This is a genomic window from Kitasatospora sp. NPDC004272 (assembly GCF_053603035.1).
Window position 1 is genome coordinate 1 of the sequence record NZ_JBSGET010000042.1, and the last position, 21,162, is coordinate 21,162.

Below are 21,162 nucleotides of genomic sequence, written 5' to 3' on the forward strand. Positions count from 1 at the left end.
GCGCAGCGCGGCAGCGGCCCGGGCGGAGAGCACCGCGGCCGTCGCGGCGGGGCCGAGCAGCGGTCCGGCGTCCAGGACCGTCGTCCCGGCGGGGGCGTCCGGCCCGGCGGGCGGCAGGAAGGAGGCGGGGAGCACCGCGACCTGACGGGCCCCCAGCAGCGCGCAGCGCCGCACGGCCTCGGCCGGGTCGGGGTCGCCGCCGGTCAGCGCGCACTCCACCAGCCGGTGCCGCCCGTACCGGCGCACCAGGTGGGCGACCCGGTACAGCTCGGCGTCCTGGTACGGGTCGCCGCCGGGGGCGGTGAGCAGCAACGCGGCCGCGTCGGGGACGGTGGCGGCGGCGGCGCGCAGCCAGCCGGTCAGGTGCCCGGCGTCGCCGAACGGGTCGGCGACGGCGAGCACCCCGGCCGAGGGGTCCGCGCGGTGCGCCTCCGGCGGCAGGGCGCGGACGGTGCGGGCGGTGTCGGCGACCAGTTCGGGGTCGCGGCCGAGCGTCATCGGGACGACGGCGGTGTCCTGCCGGGCGGGGCGGGCGGCGAGCGCCCGGTAGAGCTCGCGGCCACTGGTGACCACGGTGGTGTCCGGTCCGGCGAGGTGGCGCAGGGCGCTGCCGTGCCCGGACTCGTACCCGCAGACCGCCAGCACGTGGGCGCGGGTGCCGGACACCGTCAGCCCCCGATGGGGTCGTGCACGGAGACCAGCTTGGTGCCGTCGGTGAACGAAGCCTCGACCTGGAGCAGCGGCAGCATCTGCCGCACCCCGTCCATGCAGGCGTCGGCGCCGAGGACGTGCCGGCCGAGTTCCATGCAGTCGGCGACGGACCTGCCGTCCCGGGCGGCTTCCAGGATGGCTTCGGTGATCAGGGCGACGGCTTCGCTGTAGTTCAGCTTGAGGCCGCGTCCCTGGCGCTTGCGGGCCAGGTCCGCGACCACGTAGACGACCAGTTTGTCGATCTCGCGGGGTGCGAGGTTCATCGGCGGGTGCCTTCCTCGGGACGGGGGGACGGGACGGCGGGAACGGGACGGCGGGGGCGGGGGCGGGTCAGGCGGTGGCGGCCCGCAGCCGGGGCAGTTGCGGGACGGCGGCGAGCAGCGCCCAGGTGGTGAGGATGAACGGCCAGGTGAAGGTGTGGCCGTCGAAGGGTTTGAAGAACGAGGTGATCGCGGCGGTCAGGCCGGTGGACAGGGCCGCGCCGAACAGCGCGTAGCCCGCGTTCCACGGGGTGCCCGCCAGGAACACGGCACCGAGGGCGATGCCGACCAGGACGGCGTTGTAGCCGTAGATCCCCGAGGAGATCTGCGCGGTGGGCGCGCCGAGCGCCCAGGCGGAGACGATGCCGGCCACCGAGCCGAGCGCGGCGGCGAGCACCACCCGGACGCCCGCGCAGGCCAGGCCGACCAGCATGATCAGGCCGACGTACCAGCTGTCCACCAGGAAGACCTGCGAGACGTTGCCGAAGAAGGCGTGCCACAGGTCGGAGAAGGTGATGCCGGTGTCGCCGCTGGTGGGCTCGGCGACGGGGGCGGGGGCGCCGTGCCAGATCCGGTCGAAGGAGGGGGCGCCGAGCACCATCACGCCGGAGACGATGCAGAACGGAGCCGTCAGCGCGGTCAGCCCGTAGGGCTTCAGCAGGGTGGTGAGCGCGGCGGTCAGGACGGTGCACAGCACGCAGCCGACGACGGTGAGGACGTACGTGGCGGGGTGGTTGCCGAGCGAGCCGATCAGGGCGATGCCGGTGAGGCAGCCCGAGTAGCCCTGCAGGCCGAGCGCGACGGAGCCGCGGTCGACGCCGAACGCGTACGCGGCGGCGGTGGAGATCAGCGTGCCGAGGGTCGCGAACAGGCCGACCTTCCAGCCCGCCGCCCACAGCCCCGCGAGGATGAACGCGCCGGTGAGCAGCTGCGGTTGCAGGTCGACCTGGCCGACGCCGCGCAGCGAGGCCGCGAGGTAGGCCAGCGGTTCGCGCTCCAGGGGACCGCGTCCACCCGTTTCGGCCGCTCGTGTCACTTGTTCTCCGGAAATGTCCCAGGACTTGCGGTTCAGGTGAAATACGCTGTTGTGCACCGTAGATGACTGCGCGTCACTTCTATCCCGGTTCGGCCGGACGGCCGGACGGGCCAACCGCGTGTTCGCGATTGTTCGCCTGATCGGCCCACGGCGGCCCCCGGAGGATCCCGATGACCAACCCGTACCTCGACCCGGCCCACCACCGGGCCCGGCCCCCCGGCCACGCCCACTCGGAGCACGCCCCGGGCCGGCAGCTGCCGGTGGTGGCCGCGGTCGCGGCGGGCGGGGCGCTCGGCGCGGGCGCCCGCTACGGGGTGGAGCGGCTGTGGCCGACGACCGGCACCGCGTTCCCGTGGCCGATCCTCACCGTCAACGCGGTGGGGTGCCTGGTGATGGGCGCCCTGATGACGGTGCTGGCCGCGCGGTTCCCCCGGCACAAGAGGATGGCGGGCGCCCTGCTGGGCACCGGCTTCCTCGGCGGGTTCACCACCTTCTCCCACTACACGGACAACGTGCGGGAGCTGGTGCGCGGCGACGCCTACGGCACCGCCGCGGCCTACCTGCTGCTGACGGTGGCGGCGGCACTGGCCGGCGTGGCCCTCGGCGTGTTCGCGGCCCGGGCCGCGGTGGGCGTCCCGGCGCACCAGGAGGCGTCCGGTGCTCGCTGACTGGCTGCTCGTGCTGCTCGGCGGCCTGGCCGGCGCGCCGGTCCGCTACCTGACCGGGGTGGCCGTCAAGTCCCGGGTGCACAGCCCGTTCCCGTACGGGACGCTGGCCGCCAACGCCGCGGCCTGCCTCCTGCTCGGCTTCCTCTCCGAGGCGGCGCTGCGCGGGCACCTGGGCGCCCACGGACTGCTGCTGCTGGGCACCGGCTTCTGCGGGGCGCTCTCCACCTGGTCGACCTTCTCCTACGAGGTGTTCACGCTGGCCTCCACCCGGCGGGTGGCGCTGTCCGGGCTGTACCTGGCGGTGTCGGTACTGGTCGGCACGGCGCTGTCGTTCGCGGGCGCGGGAGCGGCGGGCGCCCTGCGCTGACGGCGCGCCGTGGAGTGGACACAGTGCCAACCCGCTGTGGACGCACGGCCAACCCGCGGCCGTCCCGGCTGGCTAACGTGGTCCACGCGAAGAAGGCCCTCGCCGCTCGGGGCGCTTCGCGGTCGACGTGCTGCCACCCGATGGGGGGATTCACCGGTGGTTGAGGGGACACGTCGAACGGTACGGGCCTGTCGACCGGATCGCCCCCGATCCGGTCGACGGGCCTCTTCGCGCTGACGGCGCCCCGGCTCAACCGGCGGTGCGGCGGCCCAGGTAGGTGAGGGGGCCGGGGTCGGGGACGGCGATGGGGTGGAAGCCGAGGCGGTCGTAGAAGGCGCGGGCCGCGGTGTTGGCGGTGACCATGCCGAGGTGAACCCGGGGGACGCCCTTGGCGGCCAGCGCGGCCAGCAGGGTGTGCATCAACTCCCGCCCGTGGCCCGCCCGCTGGTGGCTGGGGAGCAGGTCGATGTGCAGGTGGGCGGGGTAGTCGGCGAGTTCGGGCAGCAGCAGCCGCTCGGGGGTGTGCATCAGGTGGAGCATCACCTCGTCGGGGGTGGCCGGTTCGCCGGTGAGCGGCGGGTAGCGGTCGGCGAGGGTGGGCAGCCACTCGTCCCGGAAGCGGCGGACGAACGCCGGGGTGTCGGCGGTCGCCAGCACGTAGCCGACCGCGCGCCCGCCGTCGTCCAGCACGAACGCCAGGTCCGGTTCCAGGGCGGCGTACGGGGCGGCGAAGATGTTCGGGAGCAGTTCGTGGTCCGGGTAGGTCTGCCGGGAGTCGCCGCCGTTCTCGGCGGTGCGCACGCAGATGTCGAACAGGGCGGCCCGGTCGGCGGGCCGGTAGGGGCGGACGGCGGGGCGGGGCGGGAGCTGGCTCATGCCGCGCATCCTGCTGTCGAAACCTCCGTTCGGCAAGGGGGTTGATCTCCCGTCAGACCGCCATCGCCAGCATCAGCGGCGCCGCCCGGACGACCAGCAGTTCGGCGGCCTCGCGCAGCCGGTGCGCCTGGGCGACGGGCAGCGAGGTGGCCAGGCAGCCGACGGTGCTCCCGGCGACCACCGGGACGGCCGCGCACACCGTGTCCATCGAGTACTCCTGCAGGTCCAGCACGGGGACGGTGGCGGGCTGCCGGTCGAGCCGCTGCAGCAGCCGGTCGGTGCCGGTGATGGTGCGGGCGGTCAGCGGGGCCGCCGGGTGGCGGGCGAGGTGGTCGAGCCGGGCGTCGTGGTCGAGCTGCGCGAGCAGGCACTTGCCGATCGCGGAGGCGTGCGCGGTGGCCCGGAAGTCCGCCCACTCGTGCACGGCCGGGGCGTCCTCGTCCGCGCACACCGCCTCCACCGAGAGCTCCCCGTCGTGGTAGCGGCTGAAGTACACGGCCGCGCCCAGTTCGTCGCGCAGCTCCTCCAGCCGGTGGTTCAGCCGGGCCCGGACCATCGGTTCCCGCTGCTGCGCCCCCAGCAGGGTGCAGGCCCCGCCGAGCGCCCAGCCGCCCTCCAGCCGGACCAGGTACCCTTCGGTCTCCAACTCCTCGGCGATCAGCCGCACCTGGGCCTCCGGCAGGGTCAGCTCCCGGGCCAGTTCGGCCGCCGTCGCACCCTGCGGCCGGCGGTCCACCGCCTCCAGCAGGCGCAGCGCCCGGCGCAGCACCCCGAACGGGCCCGCCCCGCCGCCGCCCGCCCCCGGCAGCCCGTCGCGCCGTCCCCCGCCGCGCACCGTGGACATGGCCTGACCCCCTCCCGCCGGCACCGCCTCCCTCTCAGCGTAGGGGCCGCACCGCTCCCGCACCGGCCCCTCACCGGTTTTTCGCCCCCGCGGACCGGTCCCCCTTGACAGGCATATGCCCCGACGGGGCGGGCCCGGTCCCCGACGGGCGCGGCGCCCGCCGGGGACCGGGGCTTGACGCTTCGTCAGTCCTCCTTCGCCGAGCGGAGTTCCGTGACTGCGGCGGCCAGTCGGGCGCCGTACTCCGGGTCGGCGGCGTGGAAGTGGGCGAGGTTGCGCTCGACCACGTCGTCCCGGCCGACCTGGGCCAGCGAACCGGCCAGGTTGGCGATCAGGCGGGACTTCTCGGCCGCCGTCATCAGCCGGTAGAGCTCCCCGGCCTGGAAGAAGTCGTCGTCCTTGCCGTGCGCGGGCGTGGCGTAGGTGCCGGTGTGGCCGGAAACCGGCTGCGGGGCGTGCAGGGCCTCGTCGGTCTGGGCCGGGCCGCCGTACGAGTTGGGCTCGTAGTTCTTGTTGCGGCCGTTCGGGTTGAGCGCGGCGTAGCCGTCCTGGCCGTAGTTGGCGGCCTCGGCGGCGCGCGGGGCGTTGACCGGCAGCTGGGTGTGGTTGACGCCGAGCCGGTAGCGCTGGGCGTCGGCGTAGGCGAACAGGCGGCCCTGGAGCATCTTGTCGGGCGAGGGGCCGATGCCGGGCACGAAGTTGTTCGGCGAGAACGCGGCCTGCTCGACCTCGGCGAACACGTTCTCCGGGTTGCGGTTGAGCACCAGCCGGCCGACCTTGACCAGCGGGTAGTCGGCGTGCGGCCACACCTTGGTCAGGTCGAACGGGTTGAACCGGTAGTCCGCGGCGTCCTCGACCGGCATCAGCTGCACGTACAGCGTCCAGGACGGGAACACCCCGCGCTCGATCGCCTGGTGCAGGTCGCGCTGGTGGCTGTCGGCGTCGCCGCCGGCGGTCTGCGCGGCCTGCTCGGCGTCCAGCGAGCGGACGCCCTGGTTGGTCTTGAAGTGGTACTTCACCCAGTGCGCCCGGCCCTCGGCGTTGACCCACTGGTAGGTGTGCGAGCCGAAGCCGTTCATGTGCCGGTAGGAGGCCGGGATGCCGCGGTCGCCGAACAGCCAGGTGATCTGGTGGGTGGAGGCCGGCGAGTGCGCCCAGAAGTCCCAGACGTTGTCGGGCTCCTGGATGCCGGTGTACGGGTCGCGCTTCTGCGAGTGGATGAAGTCCGGGAACTTCAGCGGGTCCTTGATGAAGAACACCGGGGTGTTGTTGCCGACCAGGTCGTAGTTGCCCTGCTCGGTGTAGAACTTCACCGCGAAGCCGCGCGGGTCGCGCACCGCGTCGGTCGAGCCGAGCGCACCCGCGACGGTGGAGAAGCGCAGGAACAGCTCGGTGCGCTTGCCGACCTGCGAGAGGAACGCCGCCTCGGTGTACCGCGAGACCTCGTCGGTCACCTCGAAGTACCCGTACGCACCCGACCCGCGGGCGTGCACCACCCGCTCCGGGATCCGCTCCCGGTTGAACCGGGCCAGCTTCTCCAACAGGTGCTGGTCCTGCACCAGCAGCGGGCCGTACTCGCCGGCCGAGGCGCTGTTCTGGTTGTCGGCGACGGGCGCGCCGGACTCGGTGGTGAGGGTTCTGGGCATGCGTGGTCCTTGCGTTCGGCAGATGGTTCGGGAGGAGGCAGGGGCTCGGGGAACGGCGAGTCCGTGCTGCTGGTGGCCGGAGCCCAGCGGAGGTCGGGGCTGCTGCGTGTGGGGAACGGCACCGGGAACAGCTGCGCGCCCTCAAACGCCTTCGTACAGCGGCCGGATGGCCGTCGCGTCGGTGAGCGGGCGGGCCTCGGCGAGGTCGGTCGGCAGGCCGGCCGCGGCGAGGGCCTCGCGGGCCTCCGGCAGCGGGATCGCGTTGAACCAGCGCAGCGCGAGCGCGTCCTGCCCGGCGGGGGTGAGGCGGCCGGTGAGGCGCAGCCGGGCGAGGCCGCCGTCGGGGTAGACGTTGATCCGGACGTGGGTGACGGGGGTGCCCGCCGGGAGCCGGTAGCGGTGGCGGGTGTCGGGCTGCAGCCGGGTGCGCGGCAGCAGGACGGTCTCCTGCTCGCCGTCGGTGCCGACGAGTTCGGCCCAGCCGGGGGCGTTGGCGACGAAGCAGGAGGTGTCCACCTCCGCCGCCAGCACCTCGCCGCCCCCGGCCAGGGCCACTCGCACCCAGTCGTTGGCCTTGTCGCGCCGACGCCGGGTCTCCCAGCCGTCGCCCATGACGGAGGCTCGGCCGGGAGCGTTCAGGTTGTGCGGGGAGGAGAAGTAGCGGTCGGAGGCGGCCTCGGCGACGCCGCCGTGCTCCTGGGCGGCCAGGTCGAAGGTGAGGCCGGCCAGGTCGCGCGGGTCGGGCAGCACCTCGCCGTGCACGCGCAGCCGGGCGACGCCGCCGTCCGGCCAGATGTTGAGGCGGACGTGGGTCCAGCGGCCGGGGTGGTCGACCGGGAACCGGTGCGCGGTGTCGCCCTTGAGCGCGGTGCGCGGGACGAGGTCGGTCCAGTCGGCGGCGGCGAGTTCCTCCGGCGAGGGGTGGCCGGGCACCGAGGCGGCCTGGACGGACGCGGTCTCGGGGTAGTTGCCGGTGAAGTGCGCGGTGTCGACGACCACGCCGCGGATCCGGCCCGCGACGCCGAGCCGGACGACCGCCCAGTCGTGGTCCTCGTCGGTGGGGTGCGGCTGCTCGGCGCTGGCGCCGCGGCGGCGCCGGGACTCCCAGCCGTCCATGATCTGGCCCTTGTGGCCGAAGGTGTGCGGGCGGAACTCGGCGGGGGCGGCGACCAGCAGGTTCTCGGCGTCCGCGAAGGTGTCCTCGTTGGTGGCGACCACGCCCGCGCCGAGCAGCCGGGAGGCCAGGTCGACCAGCTCGGTGAACGGCGCGTTCGAGGTCAGGTCAGTACTCAACTGATGCTCCTTCTTCCAGCGTTGTGGTGTCTGCGGGGTCAGGGTCGGACGATCTGCCGGCCGTGCGGGGCGCCGTCGGGGTCGACGGGCCGCCCGCGCAGCCAGGTGCGGTGGACCAGCCCGGCGAGGGTGCGGCCCGCGTACGGGGTGACCGGGTTCTTGTGGTGGAGGCGCTCGGCGCGGACGGTCAGTTCGCCGTCCGGGTCGAAGGCCACCAGGTCGGCGTCGTACCCGGGCGCGATGGCGCCCTTGGTGCCGGTCAGGCCGACCAGTGCGGCGGGGCCGGCGGCCATCCAGCGGACCACGTCCGCCAGGGTGTGGCCGCGGCGGCGGGCCTCGGTCCAGACGGCGGGCAGGCCCAGTTGGAGGGAGGCGATGCCGCCCCAGGCGGCGGCGAAGTCGCCGCTGCCGCCGTGCCGGGCGAGGAGTTTGAGCGCGGGGGTGGAGGGCGAGTGGTCGGAGACCACGGCGGCGAACTCGCCGTCCGCGAGGGCCTGCCAGAGCAGGTCGCGGTTGGACTCGTCGCGGATCGGCGGGCAGCACTTGAAGGCGGTGTCCCCGTCGGGGACCTCCTCGGCGGCCAGCGTCAGGTAGTGCGGGCAGGTCTCGGCGGTGACGTCGACGCCGTCCGCCCGGGCGCGGCGCAGCAGCGGCAGCACGGCGGCGGAGGAGACGTGCAGGACGTGCACCCGGGCGCCGGTGCGGCGGGCGGCGGCCAGCAGGGCGCCGACGGCGGCGGCCTCGGCGTCGTCCGGGCGGGAGGCCAGGAAGTCGCGGTAGTGGGTGCCGGGCACCTGGGGGGCGGCGTCCAGCACGGCCGGGTCCTCGGCGTGGATGATCGCCAGGGCGCCGATCCGGGCCTGCTCGGCGAGCGCGGACTCCAGGTCGGCGGGGGTGGCCAGGTGCGGGAACTCGTCCACCCCGGACGGGGCGAGGAACGACTTGAAGCCGAACACGCCCCGCTGGTGCAGGAGTTCGAGCTGGTCGGTGTTGCCGGGGACGGCGCCGCCCCAGAATCCCAGGTCGACCCACGCCTGGCCCTCGGCGGTCTTCCGCTTGGCGTCGAGGCCCGCGACCGTGGTGGTCGGCGGGATCGAGTTGAGCGGCATGTCGACGACGGTGGTGACGCCGCCGGCCGCGGCGGCCTTCGTCGCGGAGGCGAAGCCCTCCCAGTCGGTCCGGCCGGGCTCGTTGACGTGCACGTGGGTGTCGACCAGGCCGGGCAGCAGCGCGAGGGCGCCGAGGTCGGTGAGCCGGCGGCCGTCGGCCGGCAGGGTGCCGTGCGGGGCGACCCGCTCGATCCTCCCGGCCCGGACCAGCACGTCGGCGGGGCGTTCGCCGTCCGGCAGGACCACCCGCCGGGAGCGGATCACCGCGTCGTCGATGGGCATGGGGGAACCTCCGAGCGTCGTGGGGAGCGGGGGTGGGTCGAAGGAGTGCTGGGAGCCTAGGCTCGCCTTCAACAAAACGTCAATGTGTGAACGTACGAGAGCGCGACGGGCCGTCAGCGCGGCCACGGCGGCCCTTCCCGGGGCGGCAGTACGGCCGTCAGCGCAGCAGCGCGACCGCCAGCCGCTCCCCCGCCAGCTCGGCCAGCTCGCCCGCCCGGGCCATCGACTCCGCCGGACCGCCCGCCAGGTCGGCCAGCGCCAGCGCCGCGACGAAGCCCGCCGACCGCCACTCCCGCTCGGCCAGCTCCAGCCGCCCGGCCACCGCCGCCACCGGCACCCCGGCCCGGGCGGCCGCCGCGGCCACCCCCGCCGGGGCCTTGCCGTGCAGGGTCTGCGCGTCCAGGCAGCCCTCGCCCGTCACCACCAGGCGCGCCCCGCGCACCGCCCGCTCGAAGCCCAAGAGCTCCAGCAGCAGTTCGATGCCGGGCCGCACGGCCGCCCCGAGCAGCGCCAGCGCGGCGAAGCCCACCCCGCCGGCCGCGCCCGCGCCCGCCGCGCCGCGGACGTCACGGCCCGTCAGCTGCGCGACCGCGTCCGCCCAGCGGGTCAGCCCCTCCTCCAGCACCAGCAGGTCGGCGGCGTCCGCGCCCTTCTGCGGCCCGTACACGGCGGCCGCCCCGCGCGGGCCCAGCAGCGGGTTGTCCACGTCGCACGCGACGGTCACCTCCACCCCGCGCAGGCGCTCCGCCAGCGGGCCCGGCTCCACCCGGGCGAGGCGCCGCAGCGCGGCCCCGCCCGGCGGCAGCGGCGCGCCGTCCGCGTCGTACAGCTCGACGCCCAGCGCCTGCGCCATGCCCGCGCCGCCGTCGGTGCAGGCGCTCCCCCCGAGGCCCAGCACCACCCGGGACGCCCCGAGCGAGACCGCCTTCGCGATCAACTGCCCGACCCCGTACGAGCCCGCCGCCAGCGGCGCCGTCCGGCCCCCCGGCAGCCGGGCCAGCCCGGACGCCTGCGCCAGCTCGACCACCGCGGTCCCGCCCTTCACCGCCAGCCCCGCGACCACCGGCAGCCCGGTCGGCCCGGCGACCTTCACGTCCACCCGGGAGAACCCCGCCGCGAGCGCGGCCGCCAGCGTCCCCTCCCCGCCGTCGGCCACCGGCAGCTCCCGCACCTCCATCCCGGGCACCCCCCGCCGGACCCCGGCGGCGATCCGCGCGGCGACCTCGGCGCCCTCCAGCGACCCCTTGAACTTGTCGGGGGCGACAACCACATGACCTCGCACGAGACGGGCCTCTCTACTGGAACGAACAGGTGCGACCAGGGGCTCGGGGAACGGCGAGTCCGTGCTGCTGACGGCCGGAGCCCATCGGAGTGTCCGTGCTGCTGCGTGTCCGTGACAGAACCGGAAGCCGATGCGCGCTCCGGCAGTGAACCACTCGCAGACTGGGCCTCGCCGTTCCCCGAGCCCCTGGCGGTTCTCTCCCGAGCCTGGATTCCCCTTACTTGACCTCGCGGCCGGAGAGCCGTTCGACGCCGCGCAGCAGGGCCGAGTGGTCGAGGGAGCCGTCGCCGTTGGCGCGGGCGGAGGCGACCAGCTGGGCGGCGACCGCGCCGAGCGGGAGCGCGGCGCCGACGGCGCGGGCGGCGTCGGTGACGATGCCCATGTCCTTGTGGTGGAGGTCGATCCGGAAGCCGGGGGCGAACTCGCGGGCGAGCATGTTGCCCTTCTTGCGGTTCAGCACGGTGGACCCGGCCAGCCCGCCGCCGAGGACGTCGAGCGCGGCGGCGAGGTCGACGCCCGCGTTCTCCAGGAAGACCACGGCCTCGGCGAGGACCTGGATGTTGACGGCGACGATCAGCTGGTTGGCGGCCTTGACGGTCTGGCCGGCCCCGGCCAGGCCGACGTGCACGACGGTGGTGCCGAGCGCGTCGAACAGCGGCTTGGCCTCGGCGAAGTCGGCGTCCGCGCCGCCGACCATGATGGAGAGCACGGCCTCGACGGCACCGGCCTCGCCGCCGGAGACGGGGGCGTCCAGGGCGCGCAGGCCGGCGGCCTTCGCGGCGGCGTCGACCTTGATCGAGGTCTGCGGGGTGATGCTGGACATGTCGATGACCAGCGCGCCGGGCCGGGCGTGCGCCAGGACGCCGTCCTCGCCGAGGACGACCTGCTCGACCTGCGGGTCGGCGGGGACCATGGTGATGACGACCTCGGCGTCGGCGACGGCCTCGGCGATCGAGGCCGCGCCGTGGCCGCCCGCGGCGACCAGGGCGTCGATGGGCTCCCGGGTGAGGTTGTAGCCGGTGACGTGGTGGCCGGCCTTGACCAGGTTGACGGCCATGGGCTTGCCCATGATGCCGAGGCCGATGAAGGCGATCTTGCGGCTCATCGCGTGCGGGTCCTTAGCTGTGAGGGTGTCGAAGGGGGAGGGCTCAGCGCGCGGCGCGCAGCTCGCGCGGCAGCCAGTCGAAGCTCTCGGCGCTGACGCCGCCGGCCGGGCGGTACTCCAGGCCGACGAGCCCCCGGTAGCCGGCCGCGGTCAGGCGGGCGAACAGGGCCTCGAAGTCGAGTTCGCCGGTGCCGGGTTCGTTGCGGCCGGGGGTGTCGGCGATCTGCACGTGGCCGATCCGGTCGGCGTGGGCGTCGATGACGGCGGCCGGGTCCTCGCCGTTGCGGGCGAGGTGGTAGAGGTCGCAGAGGAACTTGGCGTTGCCGAGGCCGGTGGCGGCGTTGACCTTGTCGACGACGTCGACCGCGGCGGCGGCGGTGACCAGCGGGTAGTCGGGGGACTCGGCCGAGTTGAGGGTCTCGACCAGCAGGACGGCGCCGATGGAGTGCGCGGCGCGGGCGGCCAGTGCGAGGTTCTCCAGGGCGAGGGCGTCCTGTTCGGCGGGGTCGGCGCCGGGGACGCGGTTGCCGTAGAGGGCGTTGAGCGCGCCGGTGCCCAGGCGTTCGGCGAGGGCGGTGGCGACCGGGACGTTCTCCCGGAAGCGCGCGCTCTCGGCGGGGAGGGAGAGCGTGCCGCGGGCGCCGCGGGTCAGGTCGTCGAGGAGGTTGAGGCCGGTCAGCCGGACGCCGGCCGCCTCGAACGCGCCGGCCAGGGCCTCGGTGGCCTCCGCGCCGGGGGCGTGCTCCGCGCCGAAGGGCCACCAGAGTTCGGCGGCGGTGAAGCCGGCCGCGGCGGCCGCGGCGGGCCGCTCCAGCAGGGGCAGTTCGCCGAACAGGATGGACAGGTTGACCGTGAAGTGGTGCTGGGCGGCAGCGGTCACGTCGTTCACCTCAATCGCTCTCGCCGGGCAACTCCCCGGTCAAATTCCACGATCCGGAAGCCGGATTCTGCTTGATGGAAGCTTCTCCGCCGCCATCCGGACTGTCAAGGACGCCGCAACATTTTGTTGAAGCCACCGAACGCCCGGCCGCCCCACCCGGGCACCCTGTCCGATCACCCAGGGCGGCCGGGTCGATAAGCTGAGCGGGTGCGATTGATGGTGGAGTTCACGACAGAGCCGTTCGAACTGGACGGGTTCCCCGAGCACGCCAGGGCCGCGCGCCGCGTGGTGGAGGAGGCGGGGCTCGCCGTCTCGGTGGGGCCGTTCGGCACCAGCGCCGAGGGCGGGGCCGAGGAGGCCCTGGCCGCCGTCACCCGCCTGCTGCGGGAGACCCTGGCGGCGGGGGCGAGCCGGATCTCGGTCCAGGTCAGCGTGCTGGACGGGGAGCCCGCAGGACCCGAGGGAGGGGATGCGCAGTGAGCGGCGCCCTGAACCACCCGTTCGCCGCCGCCCTGCAGCCACTGCTGGCCGCGGTCGGCGCGACCGCGGTCGCGCCGTCCGAGGCCCGGGCCGAGGACGTGCTGCTGGAGTGGGACGGCGCACCGGCGGTCGCGGTGCGGCTGCCGCACCTGAGCAGCGCGCTGGACCGGCTGCTGGCGGAGATGGCCCGGCAGTTCGACGGCCGGCCGCTGACCGAGCTGGACCGCGCGGAGAAACAGCGGGTGGTGGCCCTGCTGGAGGAGCGCGGCGCGTTCACCGTCCGCCACGGGGTGGAGACGGTCGCGTCGGCGCTCGGGGTCAGCCGGTTCACCGTGTACAACTACCTGAACCGGCAGGAGAAGGGCTGAGCCGCCGGTCGCGCTCTTGGCGGATCGCACACGGCGCCGGGTCGCGGACCCGGCGCCGTGTGCTGTCACCACAAACAGTTCAACAAAGTGTTGACGGCCTGTTGCGGCCGATCTAGCTTGTGCGGGTGGCACCAACCCTCAGGAGGTCCACCCGTGACCCAGCCACCCCCTGCCCGCTCCGGGCTCCCCGCGCTCTCGGCCGCCGACGCGTCCGAACTGCGCGAGACCCTGCTGGAGGTCTGTTCCAGCCCCGCCTGGGCCGCCGCCGTCGCGGCGTCCCGCCCCTGGCACGACCGCGGGGACGTGCTCACCGCCAACGCGAAGGCGATGGCTGGGCTCTCCGCGGCCGACCTGCACGACGCGATGGCCGGCCACGCCCGGATCGGCGCCCCCAAGCCGGGGGACGCCGTCTCCGCGCGCGAACAGGCCGGCGTCCGGGGCGTCGACCCGTCCGTGCTGGACGAGTTGCGCACCGCCAACGCCGCCTACGAGGCGAAGTTCGGCCACGTGTTCCTGATCTGCGCGACCGGCCGCACCGCGGACGGCATGCTCGCCGCGCTGCGCGAGCGGTACCCGAACGACGCCGCCACCGAGGCGGAGGTGGTCCGGGGCGAGCTGCGGAAGATCAACGACATTCGGCTCGACCGGCTGCTTGACGCGCCGCGGTGAATTGACGGACAGTCACTCCCTGCCATTCAGTGAGGTCTTCCCACCATGACCGGCATCTCCACGCATGTGCTCGACACCAGCCTCGGCCGCCCGGCCGCGGGCGTACCGGTCGAGCTGGCACTGCACACCGAGGGTGGTTGGAAGGTGCTCGGCGCCTCCGCCACGGACTCCGACGGCCGGGTCGCGGATCTGCCGGCCGCGGAGGCGGGCTCGGTCGTCCGGCTGCTCTTCGACACCGCCGCGTACTACGCGGGGTCGGCCGAGCGGCCGTTCTTCCCCGAGGTCTCGATCGTCTTCACGGTCGCGCCCGCGCAGCACCACTACCACGTGCCGTTGCTGCTCAACCCGTTCGGCTACTCGGTCTACCGCGGAAGCTAGGTAGGCCGCCAGGAACCCTAGGAGCCACCCCATGGCCCACGTGCTCGGTCAGAACCAGTACGGCAAGGCGGAGAACCGCATCGTCCGGGTCTACCGCGATTCCACCCGCCACGAGATCAAGGACCTGAACGTCTCGGTCTCGCTGCGCGGCGCGTTCGAGGACGTGCACCTCACCGGCTCGAACGCCAACTGCCTGCCCACCGACACCACCAAGAACACCGTGTACGCCTACGCCAAGGAGCACGGCATCGAGTCCGCCGAGGGCTTCGGCGTCCGGCTGGCCCGGCACTTCGTCGAGGACACCGAGCGCGGCGTGGTGCACAGCGCCCGGATCCGGATCGAGGAGTACGGCTGGGAGCGGATCAGGACGCCCGACTCCTCCTCCCGGTTCATCGGCTCCGAGGAGGTCGGCCACTCCTTCGTCCGCAAGGGCCAGGAGGTGCGCACCACCGAGGTGGTGTACGACGGCGACCGGTTCCGGGTGGTCTCCGGACTCAAGGACCTGGTGGTGATGAACACCACCAACTCCGAGTTCTGGGGCTACATCAAGGACGGGTACACCACCCTCCAGGAGGCGTACGACCGCATCCTGGCCACCCAGGTGACCGCCCGCTGGGCGTTCGGCTTCCACGGCCGCGACGGCGAGCCGGAGCCGAACTGGAACCGCTCGTACCAGCAGGTGCGCCGCCACCTGCTGGAGGCGTTCGCCGAGACCTACTCGTACTCGCTGCAGCAGACCCTGCACGCGATGGGCACCCGGGTGCTGAACAACCGCGCCGAGGTGGACGAGGTCCGCCTGGAGCTGCCGAACAAGCACCACTTCCTGGTCGACCTGGAGCCGTTCGGACTGAAGAACGAGAACGAGGTCTACTTCGCCGCCGACCGGATGTACGGCCTGATCGAGGGCACCGTGCACCGCGAGGGCGTCACCCCGGTCATCCCGGTCTCCTGACGCTCCGTCAACCCACCCACGCAGCACCGCAGTCCTCCTCTCCCTCCCCCACACCGTTCGGAGACCGCGCCCGCCCTCACGGCGGCAGTCCCGGGAGCCGGAGAGCACGCCGAGGGACCCTGCACCGTCGTCCCGCCCTCCGGCCGATCCACCACCCTCTCCAGCGCCCGGGTTGCGCCGAGAGCCAGGGGCAGCAAAGGGGCTCTTCCATGGCACTCCGCACCACCCCCACCACTGACGACGGTTCCACCCCCACCACCCACCCGGTCGACGAGGTGCTCTCCCCGCCGAAGCTGTTCGGCACCGGGCTGCAGCACGTCGCCGCGATGTACGCCGGCGTGGTCGCTCCACCGCTGATCGTGGGCGCGGGCGTCGGGCTGGCCCCCGGCGAACTCGCCCTGCTGATATCGGCCAGCCTGTTCACCGCCGGGCTGGCCACCCTGCTCCAGACCCTCGGCGTCTGGCGGATCGGGGCCCGGCTCCCGTTCGTCAACGGCGTCTCGTTCGCCGGCGTCGCCCCGATGCTGGCGATAGCGAAGGAGCACGGCCCGAAGGACGCCCTCCCGGTGGTCTTCGGGGCGGTGATCGTCGCGGGGGTCCTGTGCTTCCTCGCGGCGCCGTACTTCTGCCGGCTGGTCAGGTTCTTCCCGCCGGTCGTGCAGGGCACCGTGATCACCCTGATCGGGGTGTCGCTGCTGCCGGTGGCGGTCAACTGGGCGCGCGGCGGCTCGCCGGGCGCGCCCGGCTACGGCTCGGCGAAGGCGGTCGGCCTGGCCGCGTTCACGCTGTGCGCGGTGGTGCTCGGCAACCGGCTGCTGCGCGGCTTCTGGCAGCAGATGTCGCTGCTGATCGGCCTGGCCGCCGGCACCCTCGCGGCCTTCCCGCTCGGCCTGGCCGACTTCTCGGGGATCGGCGACGCGCAGGTGTTCGCGCTGCCCTCGCCGTTCCACTTCGGCGGGCCGCGGTTCGACGCCGCGGCCATCGTGTCGATGTGCATCGTCATGGTGGTGTCGATGACCGAGTCCACCGCCGACATGCTGGCGCTGGGACGGGTCGTCGACCGCGAGGCGGACGAGCCCACCCTGGCGGCGGGCCTGCGCGCGGACGGCCTGGCCACCGCGGTCAGCCCGGTGTTCAACGGCTTCGCGTGCACCGCGTTCGCCCAGAACATCGGACTGGTGGCGCTCACCGGGGTGCGCAGCCGGTTCGTGGTCGCGGCCGGCGGCGGCATCCTGGTGCTGCTGGGCCTGTTCCCGGTGCTCGGCGCGCTGGTGTCGCTGGTGCCGCAGCCGGTGCTCGGCGGCGCGGGGATCGTGCTGTTCGGCACCGTCGCGGCGTCCGGCATCCGCACCCTCGCGGAGGCCGGGATGGAGTCCACCTCGCACACCGTCCTGGTGTCGGTCGCGCTCGGGGTGGGGATCGTCCCGATCGCCGCACCGACCTTCTACGACGGGTTCCCGGAGGCCGTCCGCACCCTGATGCACTCCGGCATCTCGGCCGGCTGCCTGGCCGCGGTGCTGCTCAACCTGCTGTTCCACCACGTCGGCTCCGCCGGCCGTTCCCTCCAAGGAGTACCCCCATGGCAGTCCAGCCCCCCGCCGCCGACCGGCGGATCGTGATCGAGAACGTCGCGATCGCCACCGTCGACGCCCGCGACACCGAGTACGCCCGCGGCCACGTGGTCCTGCTCGGCAACACCGTCGAGTCGGTCGGCGACGGGCCCGCGCCCGCCTGGCTGGAGAACGTGGCGCGCCGGATCAACGGCGAGGGGCACCTGCTCACCCCCGGGCTGGTCAACACCCACCACCACTTCTACCAGTGGATCACCCGCGGACTGGCCCAGGACAGCATCTTGTTCGACTGGCTGGTGGCGCTCTACCCGACCTGGGCCCGCATCGACGAGGACCTGGTGCACGCCGCCACCCAGGGCTCCGCCGCGGCGCTGCTCAAGTCGGGCTGCACCACCGCCTCCGACCACCACTACGTCTTCCCGCGCGGCGGCGGCGACGTGCTCGGCGCCTCGGTGGCGGGCGTGCAGGAGCTCGGCCTGCGGTTCACCGCGCTGCGCGGCTCGATGGACCGCAGCAAGAAGGACGGCGGCCTGCCGCCGGACCACGCGGTCGAGGACACCGACGAGATCCTCGCCGCCTCCGAGAGCGCCGTCGACAAGTGGCACGACGCCTCGTTCGGCTCCATGCTCCAGGTCGCCATCGCGCCCTGCTCCCCGTTCTCGGTCTCCACCGAACTGATGCGGCAGTCCGCCGAGTTGGCCCGCCGCAAGGGCGTGCGGCTGCACACCCACGGCTCGGAGACCGCCGAGGAGGAGGAGTTCTGCAAGCAGCTGTTCGGGATGGGCCCGACCGACTACTTCGAGTCGACCGGCTGGCTCGGCGAGGACGTCTGGATGGCGCACTGCGTCCACATGAACGACTCCGACATCGCCAAGTTCGCCGAGACCGGCACCGGCGTCGCGCACTGCCCGTCCTCCAACGCCCGGCTCGCCGCCGGCATCGCCCGCGTCCCCGACATGCTGCGGGCGGGCGTGCCGGTCGGCCTCGGCGTGGACGGCACCGCCTCCAACGAGTCCGGCGAGCTGGGCACCGAGCTGCGCAACGCCCTGCTGATCAACCGCCTGCACGGCCGCCCCGACGCCCTGACGGTGCGCCAGGCGCTGCGGCTGGGCACCATGGGCGGCGCCCGCGTCCTGGGCCGCCAGGACGAGATCGGCTCGATCGAGCCCGGCAAGCTCGCCGACCTCGCCCTGTGGAAGGTCGACGGCGTCCTGCACTCCTCGATCGCCGACCCGGTCGCCGCCCTCGTCCTCGGCGCCCTCCCCCCGCTGGCCGCCCTCTTCGTCAACGGCAACGCGGTCGTCGAGAACGGCCGCCTCACCACCGCCGACGAGGACCGCATCGCCCTCGCCGCCGCCCGCGCCGCCCGCGACCTCGCCGCCCGCGGCTGACCCACCCCCACCGAGCCCCGGGGGCCCACCGCCAGGGACGACGGCGGGTCCCCGGACCAACGGCCCCGGACCCACGGCGAAGGGTCCGGGGCCGACCCCTGCCCTTCGCGCGCCCGGCCGGTGCAGCGCTACCGCTGCGGCCGGACCTCCGGGTGCTTCTTCGATCCCCGCTGGTCCTGCTCCCACGGCCAGGCGGCGTCCTGCCCGGCCTCCAGCAGCGGGACGAGGCGGAACGCGGCGTCGGTGAGGCCGCCGAAGGTGTGGCGGTTGGCGGTGCCGGAGGGGGCGTGGCCGGTGCGGTAGCCGGCCAGGTTCCAGGTGTAGGAGGGGACGTGGGCGGGGACGGGCTCCAGCGGGTCGCGGTGGGAGCCGCCGTGGGTCTGTTCGTCGGTGACGATCACCACCCGGTCGTGGCCGCGGTAGTGGGCGCGGACGGCTTCGGCGGTGTTGGTGCCGCCGAGGTCGCCGAAGCGGTCGACCGCCTTGAGCAGGGAGTCGCCCCGCCGGACGTCGATCCTCCGGCTGCTGGTGCCGAACTCGACCAGGTCGGCGGCGGCGGAGCGCAGCGCGATCGCGGTGCCGAAGACGGCGGCGGTGTCGGCCCGGTTGAGTTCGCTCTGCGCGCTGGGCCGGTCGAACATCGAGCCGGAGCGGTCGACCAGGACGAGGGTGCGTCCGGGCAGTTCCGGCACGTTCTCCAGCGAGTGCCGCAGCGCCTGCTCCAGGGCGTGGCCCCAGCGCAGCGAGGGCGCGTGCCGGTGCGCGGCGAGGTAGCGGAACGGGAACTGGCGCGAGCGCCTGACCTCGCCGCGGTCGGCGATCCGGCGGGCGACGACCGCGGCCACCTCGTCCGAGACCTCGGCCCGGTCGAAGTTGCGCAGGTTGCGGACCAGGGCCATCGGGCCCATCGAGGGGATGACGGCCTCCCAGACGGCGGCGTCCAGCGGGCCCTGGAGCCAGCCGGCCAGGGCCTCCCAGGTCATTCCGGCGGCGGCCAGCCGCTCGGCGCCGCCGGGGGCGGTGACGGCGGCGCGGCGTTCGGCGACGGGCAGGGCGGTCAGTTCGCGGTGGGCGGTCAGGACGGCGTTCCCGGCGGGCGGGAGCGCCTCGTCGGGGCGGTGGCGGCGGTCGAGCGCGTAGCGGAACAGCTCGCCCTGCCAGGGCTTGTCTCGGTGCGGGGCGGGGTGGGTGAGTTCCAGGACGTCGCCGAAGCGGTAGCCCTTGCTCGCGGTGTCGTACTTGAGCAGGGCGCGGGCGTCGTAGAGCCGGGCGACGGCGTCGGCGACGCCGCGCTTGAGCGGCTTGGGCAGGGCGCGGCCGTAGCGGGAGGTCCAGTAGGCGAGGAGTTCGCCGGGCTCGTCGGGGCGCTGGAGGACCGCGTCGACGACCTGGCGGGAGTGGCCGGGCAGGCCGGCGTCGAGCCGGGCGCGGGTGAACTCGGCGGCGCCGACCAGCGGGGCGGTGCGCATCGCGGCGCCGTGGCGCAGCCAGCGCAGCAGGTCGAGGGTCCACTCGGGGTCGCGGACGGCGAGGTGGCGGACGAGGGCGGTGTAGCGGTCGTCGCGGGCGCCGCCGCGTTCGTAGAAGCTGTCCTGGCCGACGAGGTTGGCGACGGCGAGCAGGAAGAGTTCGGACTTCTCGTCGCGCAGGTGGCCCGTTCCGCCGTTGTGGTTCGGGACGGTCCGCCCGGTGCTGGTCACGGGCGAGGCCGGGCCGGTGAACGCCTCGGCGACGGCGCGGCGGATGTTGAAGCGGGCCATGGGGAAGTCCTCCTGCGTCCTGCGGGGAGGCATGCCGAACCGGGGCGTCCGAGATCGCGGGCCGGTGCGGCCCGCATCCCGGCGGGGGGAACCGGGCCACCGGCCGCGCGCGCGTGCGCGCGGTCGTCCGGGACTCGAACCCGGCGATGCCCGCACCAAGAAGTAACCCCCGCCTGCGCACCGGACGCCCCGGCGCGGTGGCCTCCCGAGATCTGAAGCGGTGCCGGTGGTTTCGTTGGAGGAAGTAACCGGCGCCTGCGCACCGGGAGGTGGCAGTCGTGTGTCCAGAGACCGGGATCGGCGGGGGTGACGTGGAGCTGTTCCTTCACCTGGGCCTGCCGGTGGGAACCGGCGGACCCATCCAGAGAAGTAACCCCTGCCTGCGCACCTGAACGGGGTTCACCCTAGTCTGGAAGGACCCCCTGTCCGCACCTGTTTTTTCCGCCCGGAGGCAACCCGTGACCACTCCCCCTGTATCGGCCGGGCCGGTGCGCTGGGCGGTGGCCGGTGCGGCGGGTCTGGTGTACGGGGTCCTGCTGGTCGTCCCGGTCTGGCTGGCGTTCTTCTTCGCCGTGAACTACCCGCTGGACGCGCTGGGGTGGACCCACCGGGACCCGACCGAGAACGACGGCATGCTGCCGTGGCTGATCCTGGGGGTGCCGCTCCTGCTGCTGGCCGTGCTCGGCTGGGTGCTGGTGGGCCTGCTGGGCCGCCTGGTGCTCGGCCTGCCCCGGCAGCGGTGGCACCGGGTGCGCGCGGGGCTGGCGGCGTTGCCGTCCACCGTCCTGCTGCTGGGTGGCCTGCTGGAGTCGCTGTTCTGAACTCCCTTGCCCGGCAGCGGGGTTCAGGCTTCGCGGCCGAGGGTCGCCAAGTAGGCGCGCCAGCCGCCGTGTTGGGTGATCTCGCGGTGCACGCCGCGTTCGAGCTGGCCGCGGGCCAGCACCATCGACAGCGCGGGGGTGCCGTCGGCCAACTCGATGACGCCCAGCTCCAGTTCGAGCGGTTCGCCGGGCAGGACGGCGTCCCGGAGGTGCTCCAGCGGGAGGTCGTAGAGTTCGCCCTCGACGGCGGTGTCGACGCCCGGGTCGGCGAGCAGGGCGGGGCACTCGTCGCGGATCGAGAAGAAGCGGTAGCCGGGGGCGGTGGCGGCCGGGCCGATCAGGTGGCCGTGGACCTTGGCGTGGAACGGGCCGCCGGTCATGGCCTGGCCGTTGAAGAAGACGCGTGCCATGGT

23 protein-coding genes are annotated in these 21,162 nt (G+C 74.1%); 10 read left to right on the top strand and 13 right to left on the bottom strand.

Features of this window, described 5'->3' with window-relative positions; all coding sequences use genetic code 11:
* The 3 genes from ACWEO5_RS15360 to ACWEO5_RS15370 all read right to left on the bottom strand — a co-directional run.
* Nucleotides 1–666, bottom strand: a 666-nt coding sequence (locus tag ACWEO5_RS15360) for a cobalamin biosynthesis protein CbiX (RefSeq protein ID WP_452162853.1), incomplete at its 3' end; no start/stop codon positions are given.
* 2 nt (nucleotides 667–668) lie between these two features.
* Nucleotides 669–974, bottom strand: coding sequence for an urease subunit gamma (locus ACWEO5_RS15365; RefSeq protein WP_344556628.1), 306 nt, complete (start codon nucleotides 972–974; stop codon nucleotides 669–671).
* A 67-nt stretch (nucleotides 975–1,041) separates the two neighbouring features.
* Nucleotides 1,042–2,007 (bottom strand): urea transporter, encoded by a 966-nt coding sequence (locus ACWEO5_RS15370; RefSeq protein WP_452162854.1) that lies wholly within the window; start codon nucleotides 2,005–2,007, stop codon nucleotides 1,042–1,044.
* Between the two features lie 170 nt (nucleotides 2,008–2,177).
* Here ACWEO5_RS15370 and ACWEO5_RS15375 point away from each other — a divergent pair, with 170 nt between their 5' ends.
* Together ACWEO5_RS15375 and ACWEO5_RS15380 are read left to right on the top strand one after the other, a co-directional pair.
* Nucleotides 2,178–2,675 (top strand): fluoride efflux transporter FluC, encoded by a 498-nt coding sequence (locus ACWEO5_RS15375; RefSeq protein WP_452162855.1) that lies wholly within the window; start codon nucleotides 2,178–2,180, stop codon nucleotides 2,673–2,675.
* Entirely contained in the window at nucleotides 2,665–3,042 is a 378-nt protein-coding gene (locus ACWEO5_RS15380) for a fluoride efflux transporter FluC (RefSeq protein ID WP_452162856.1), read from the top strand. The genes ACWEO5_RS15375 and ACWEO5_RS15380 overlap by 11 nt, the downstream gene beginning before the upstream one ends.
* Before the next feature lie 249 nt (nucleotides 3,043–3,291).
* Here ACWEO5_RS15380 and ACWEO5_RS15385 read toward each other — a convergent pair whose 3' ends face one another.
* The 8 genes from ACWEO5_RS15385 to ACWEO5_RS15420 form a co-directional block, all read right to left on the bottom strand.
* Entirely contained in the window at nucleotides 3,292–3,918 is a 627-nt protein-coding gene (locus tag ACWEO5_RS15385; RefSeq protein WP_452162857.1) for a GNAT family N-acetyltransferase, read from the bottom strand.
* A gap of 52 nt (nucleotides 3,919–3,970) precedes the next feature.
* Entirely contained in the window at nucleotides 3,971–4,762 is a 792-nt protein-coding gene (locus ACWEO5_RS15390) for an IclR family transcriptional regulator (protein WP_452162858.1), read from the bottom strand.
* Between the two features lie 185 nt (nucleotides 4,763–4,947).
* A complete protein-coding gene (locus ACWEO5_RS15395) occupies nucleotides 4,948–6,408 on the bottom strand; it encodes a catalase (RefSeq protein WP_452162859.1) in 1,461 nt (486 codons plus the stop codon).
* Nucleotides 6,409–6,549: 141 nt separating this feature from the next.
* Complete coding sequence (alc, locus tag ACWEO5_RS15400) at nucleotides 6,550–7,701, bottom strand: allantoicase (RefSeq protein ID WP_452162860.1); 1,152 nt, start codon at nucleotides 7,699–7,701, stop codon at nucleotides 6,550–6,552.
* A gap of 38 nt (nucleotides 7,702–7,739) precedes the next feature.
* Entirely contained in the window at nucleotides 7,740–9,092 is a 1,353-nt protein-coding gene (gene allB, locus ACWEO5_RS15405) for an allantoinase AllB (RefSeq protein ID WP_452162861.1), read from the bottom strand.
* A gap of 157 nt (nucleotides 9,093–9,249) precedes the next feature.
* Complete coding sequence (locus tag ACWEO5_RS15410) at nucleotides 9,250–10,362, bottom strand: glycerate kinase (RefSeq protein WP_452162862.1); 1,113 nt, start codon at nucleotides 10,360–10,362, stop codon at nucleotides 9,250–9,252.
* 229 nt (nucleotides 10,363–10,591) lie between these two features.
* On the bottom strand, nucleotides 10,592–11,479 hold the full coding sequence (locus tag ACWEO5_RS15415; RefSeq protein WP_452162863.1) for a 2-hydroxy-3-oxopropionate reductase: 888 nt from the start codon (nucleotides 11,477–11,479) through the stop codon (nucleotides 10,592–10,594).
* A 43-nt stretch (nucleotides 11,480–11,522) separates the two neighbouring features.
* Entirely contained in the window at nucleotides 11,523–12,368 is an 846-nt protein-coding gene (locus ACWEO5_RS15420) for a TIM barrel protein (RefSeq protein ID WP_452162864.1), read from the bottom strand.
* 198 nt (nucleotides 12,369–12,566) lie between these two features.
* Between ACWEO5_RS15420 and ACWEO5_RS15425 the strand changes: the two genes are divergently transcribed.
* The 7 genes from ACWEO5_RS15425 (at nucleotide 12,567) to ACWEO5_RS15455 (ending at nucleotide 18,168) form a co-directional block, all read left to right on the top strand.
* Nucleotides 12,567–12,839 (top strand): thiamine-binding protein, encoded by a 273-nt coding sequence (locus ACWEO5_RS15425; RefSeq protein WP_344556611.1) that lies wholly within the window; start codon nucleotides 12,567–12,569, stop codon nucleotides 12,837–12,839.
* Entirely contained in the window at nucleotides 12,836–13,207 is a 372-nt protein-coding gene (locus ACWEO5_RS15430) for a helix-turn-helix domain-containing protein (RefSeq protein WP_452162865.1), read from the top strand. The genes ACWEO5_RS15425 and ACWEO5_RS15430 overlap by 4 nt, the downstream gene beginning before the upstream one ends.
* 153 nt (nucleotides 13,208–13,360) lie before the next feature.
* Entirely contained in the window at nucleotides 13,361–13,876 is a 516-nt protein-coding gene (uraD, locus tag ACWEO5_RS15435) for a 2-oxo-4-hydroxy-4-carboxy-5-ureidoimidazoline decarboxylase (protein WP_452162866.1), read from the top strand.
* 45 nt (nucleotides 13,877–13,921) lie between these two features.
* The gene (gene uraH / locus ACWEO5_RS15440) at nucleotides 13,922–14,254 is read left to right on the top strand and encodes a hydroxyisourate hydrolase (RefSeq protein WP_344556603.1); all 333 of its coding nucleotides are present in this window, start codon (nucleotides 13,922–13,924) and stop codon (nucleotides 14,252–14,254) included.
* A gap of 31 nt (nucleotides 14,255–14,285) precedes the next feature.
* A complete protein-coding gene (pucL, locus tag ACWEO5_RS15445; RefSeq protein ID WP_344556601.1) occupies nucleotides 14,286–15,206 on the top strand; it encodes a factor-independent urate hydroxylase in 921 nt (306 codons plus the stop codon).
* 209 nt (nucleotides 15,207–15,415) lie between these two features.
* Nucleotides 15,416–16,825 carry a nucleobase:cation symporter-2 family protein gene (locus ACWEO5_RS15450; RefSeq protein ID WP_452162867.1) on the top strand — a complete coding sequence of 470 codons (1,410 nt, stop codon included), beginning with the start codon at nucleotides 15,416–15,418 and terminating at the stop codon, nucleotides 16,823–16,825.
* A complete protein-coding gene (locus ACWEO5_RS15455) occupies nucleotides 16,786–18,168 on the top strand; it encodes an 8-oxoguanine deaminase (protein WP_452162868.1) in 1,383 nt (460 codons plus the stop codon). Before ACWEO5_RS15450 ends, ACWEO5_RS15455 begins: the two co-directional genes overlap by 40 nt.
* Nucleotides 18,169–18,296: 128 nt before the next feature.
* On the opposite strand, the gene ACWEO5_RS15460 is transcribed toward ACWEO5_RS15455, so the two are convergent.
* Nucleotides 18,297–19,928: a TROVE domain-containing protein gene (locus ACWEO5_RS15460; protein ID WP_452162869.1), complete on the bottom strand. Its 1,632-nt coding sequence runs from the start codon at nucleotides 19,926–19,928 to the stop codon at nucleotides 18,297–18,299.
* 458 nt (nucleotides 19,929–20,386) lie between these two features.
* Between ACWEO5_RS15460 and ACWEO5_RS15465 the strand changes: the two genes are divergently transcribed.
* On the top strand, nucleotides 20,387–20,749 hold the full coding sequence (locus tag ACWEO5_RS15465; protein ID WP_452162870.1) for a hypothetical protein: 363 nt from the start codon (nucleotides 20,387–20,389) through the stop codon (nucleotides 20,747–20,749).
* A gap of 23 nt (nucleotides 20,750–20,772) precedes the next feature.
* On the opposite strand, the gene ACWEO5_RS15470 is transcribed toward ACWEO5_RS15465, so the two are convergent.
* Nucleotides 20,773–21,159 (bottom strand): allophanate hydrolase-related protein, encoded by a 387-nt coding sequence (locus ACWEO5_RS15470; RefSeq protein ID WP_452162871.1) that lies wholly within the window; start codon nucleotides 21,157–21,159, stop codon nucleotides 20,773–20,775.
* Nucleotides 21,160–21,162 lie beyond the last annotated feature (3 nt).

Bases quoted from the DNA above. Each gene is read 5' to 3' on its own strand.
- ACWEO5_RS15365 (WP_344556628.1), bottom strand. From the start codon at position 974: ATGAACCTCGCACCCCGCGAGATCGACAAACTGGTCGTCTACGTGGTC.
- ACWEO5_RS15375 (WP_452162855.1), top strand. From the start codon at position 2,178: ATGACCAACCCGTACCTCGACCCGGCCCACCACCGGGCCCGGCCCCCC.
- ACWEO5_RS15385 (WP_452162857.1), bottom strand. From the start codon at position 3,918: ATGAGCCAGCTCCCGCCCCGCCCCGCCGTCCGCCCCTACCGGCCCGCC.
- ACWEO5_RS15390 (WP_452162858.1), bottom strand. From the start codon at position 4,762: ATGTCCACGGTGCGCGGCGGGGGACGGCGCGACGGGCTGCCGGGGGCG.
- ACWEO5_RS15395 (WP_452162859.1), bottom strand. From the start codon at position 6,408: ATGCCCAGAACCCTCACCACCGAGTCCGGCGCGCCCGTCGCCGACAAC.
- allB (WP_452162861.1), bottom strand. From the start codon at position 9,092: ATGCCCATCGACGACGCGGTGATCCGCTCCCGGCGGGTGGTCCTGCCG.
- ACWEO5_RS15415 (WP_452162863.1), bottom strand. From the start codon at position 11,479: ATGAGCCGCAAGATCGCCTTCATCGGCCTCGGCATCATGGGCAAGCCC.
- uraH (WP_344556603.1), top strand. From the start codon at position 13,922: ATGACCGGCATCTCCACGCATGTGCTCGACACCAGCCTCGGCCGCCCG.
- pucL (WP_344556601.1), top strand. From the start codon at position 14,286: ATGGCCCACGTGCTCGGTCAGAACCAGTACGGCAAGGCGGAGAACCGC.
- ACWEO5_RS15450 (WP_452162867.1), top strand. From the start codon at position 15,416: ATGGCACTCCGCACCACCCCCACCACTGACGACGGTTCCACCCCCACC.
- ACWEO5_RS15455 (WP_452162868.1), top strand. From the start codon at position 16,786: ATGGCAGTCCAGCCCCCCGCCGCCGACCGGCGGATCGTGATCGAGAAC.
- ACWEO5_RS15460 (WP_452162869.1), bottom strand. From the start codon at position 19,928: ATGGCCCGCTTCAACATCCGCCGCGCCGTCGCCGAGGCGTTCACCGGC.
- ACWEO5_RS15470 (WP_452162871.1), bottom strand. From the start codon at position 21,159: ATGGCACGCGTCTTCTTCAACGGCCAGGCCATGACCGGCGGCCCGTTC.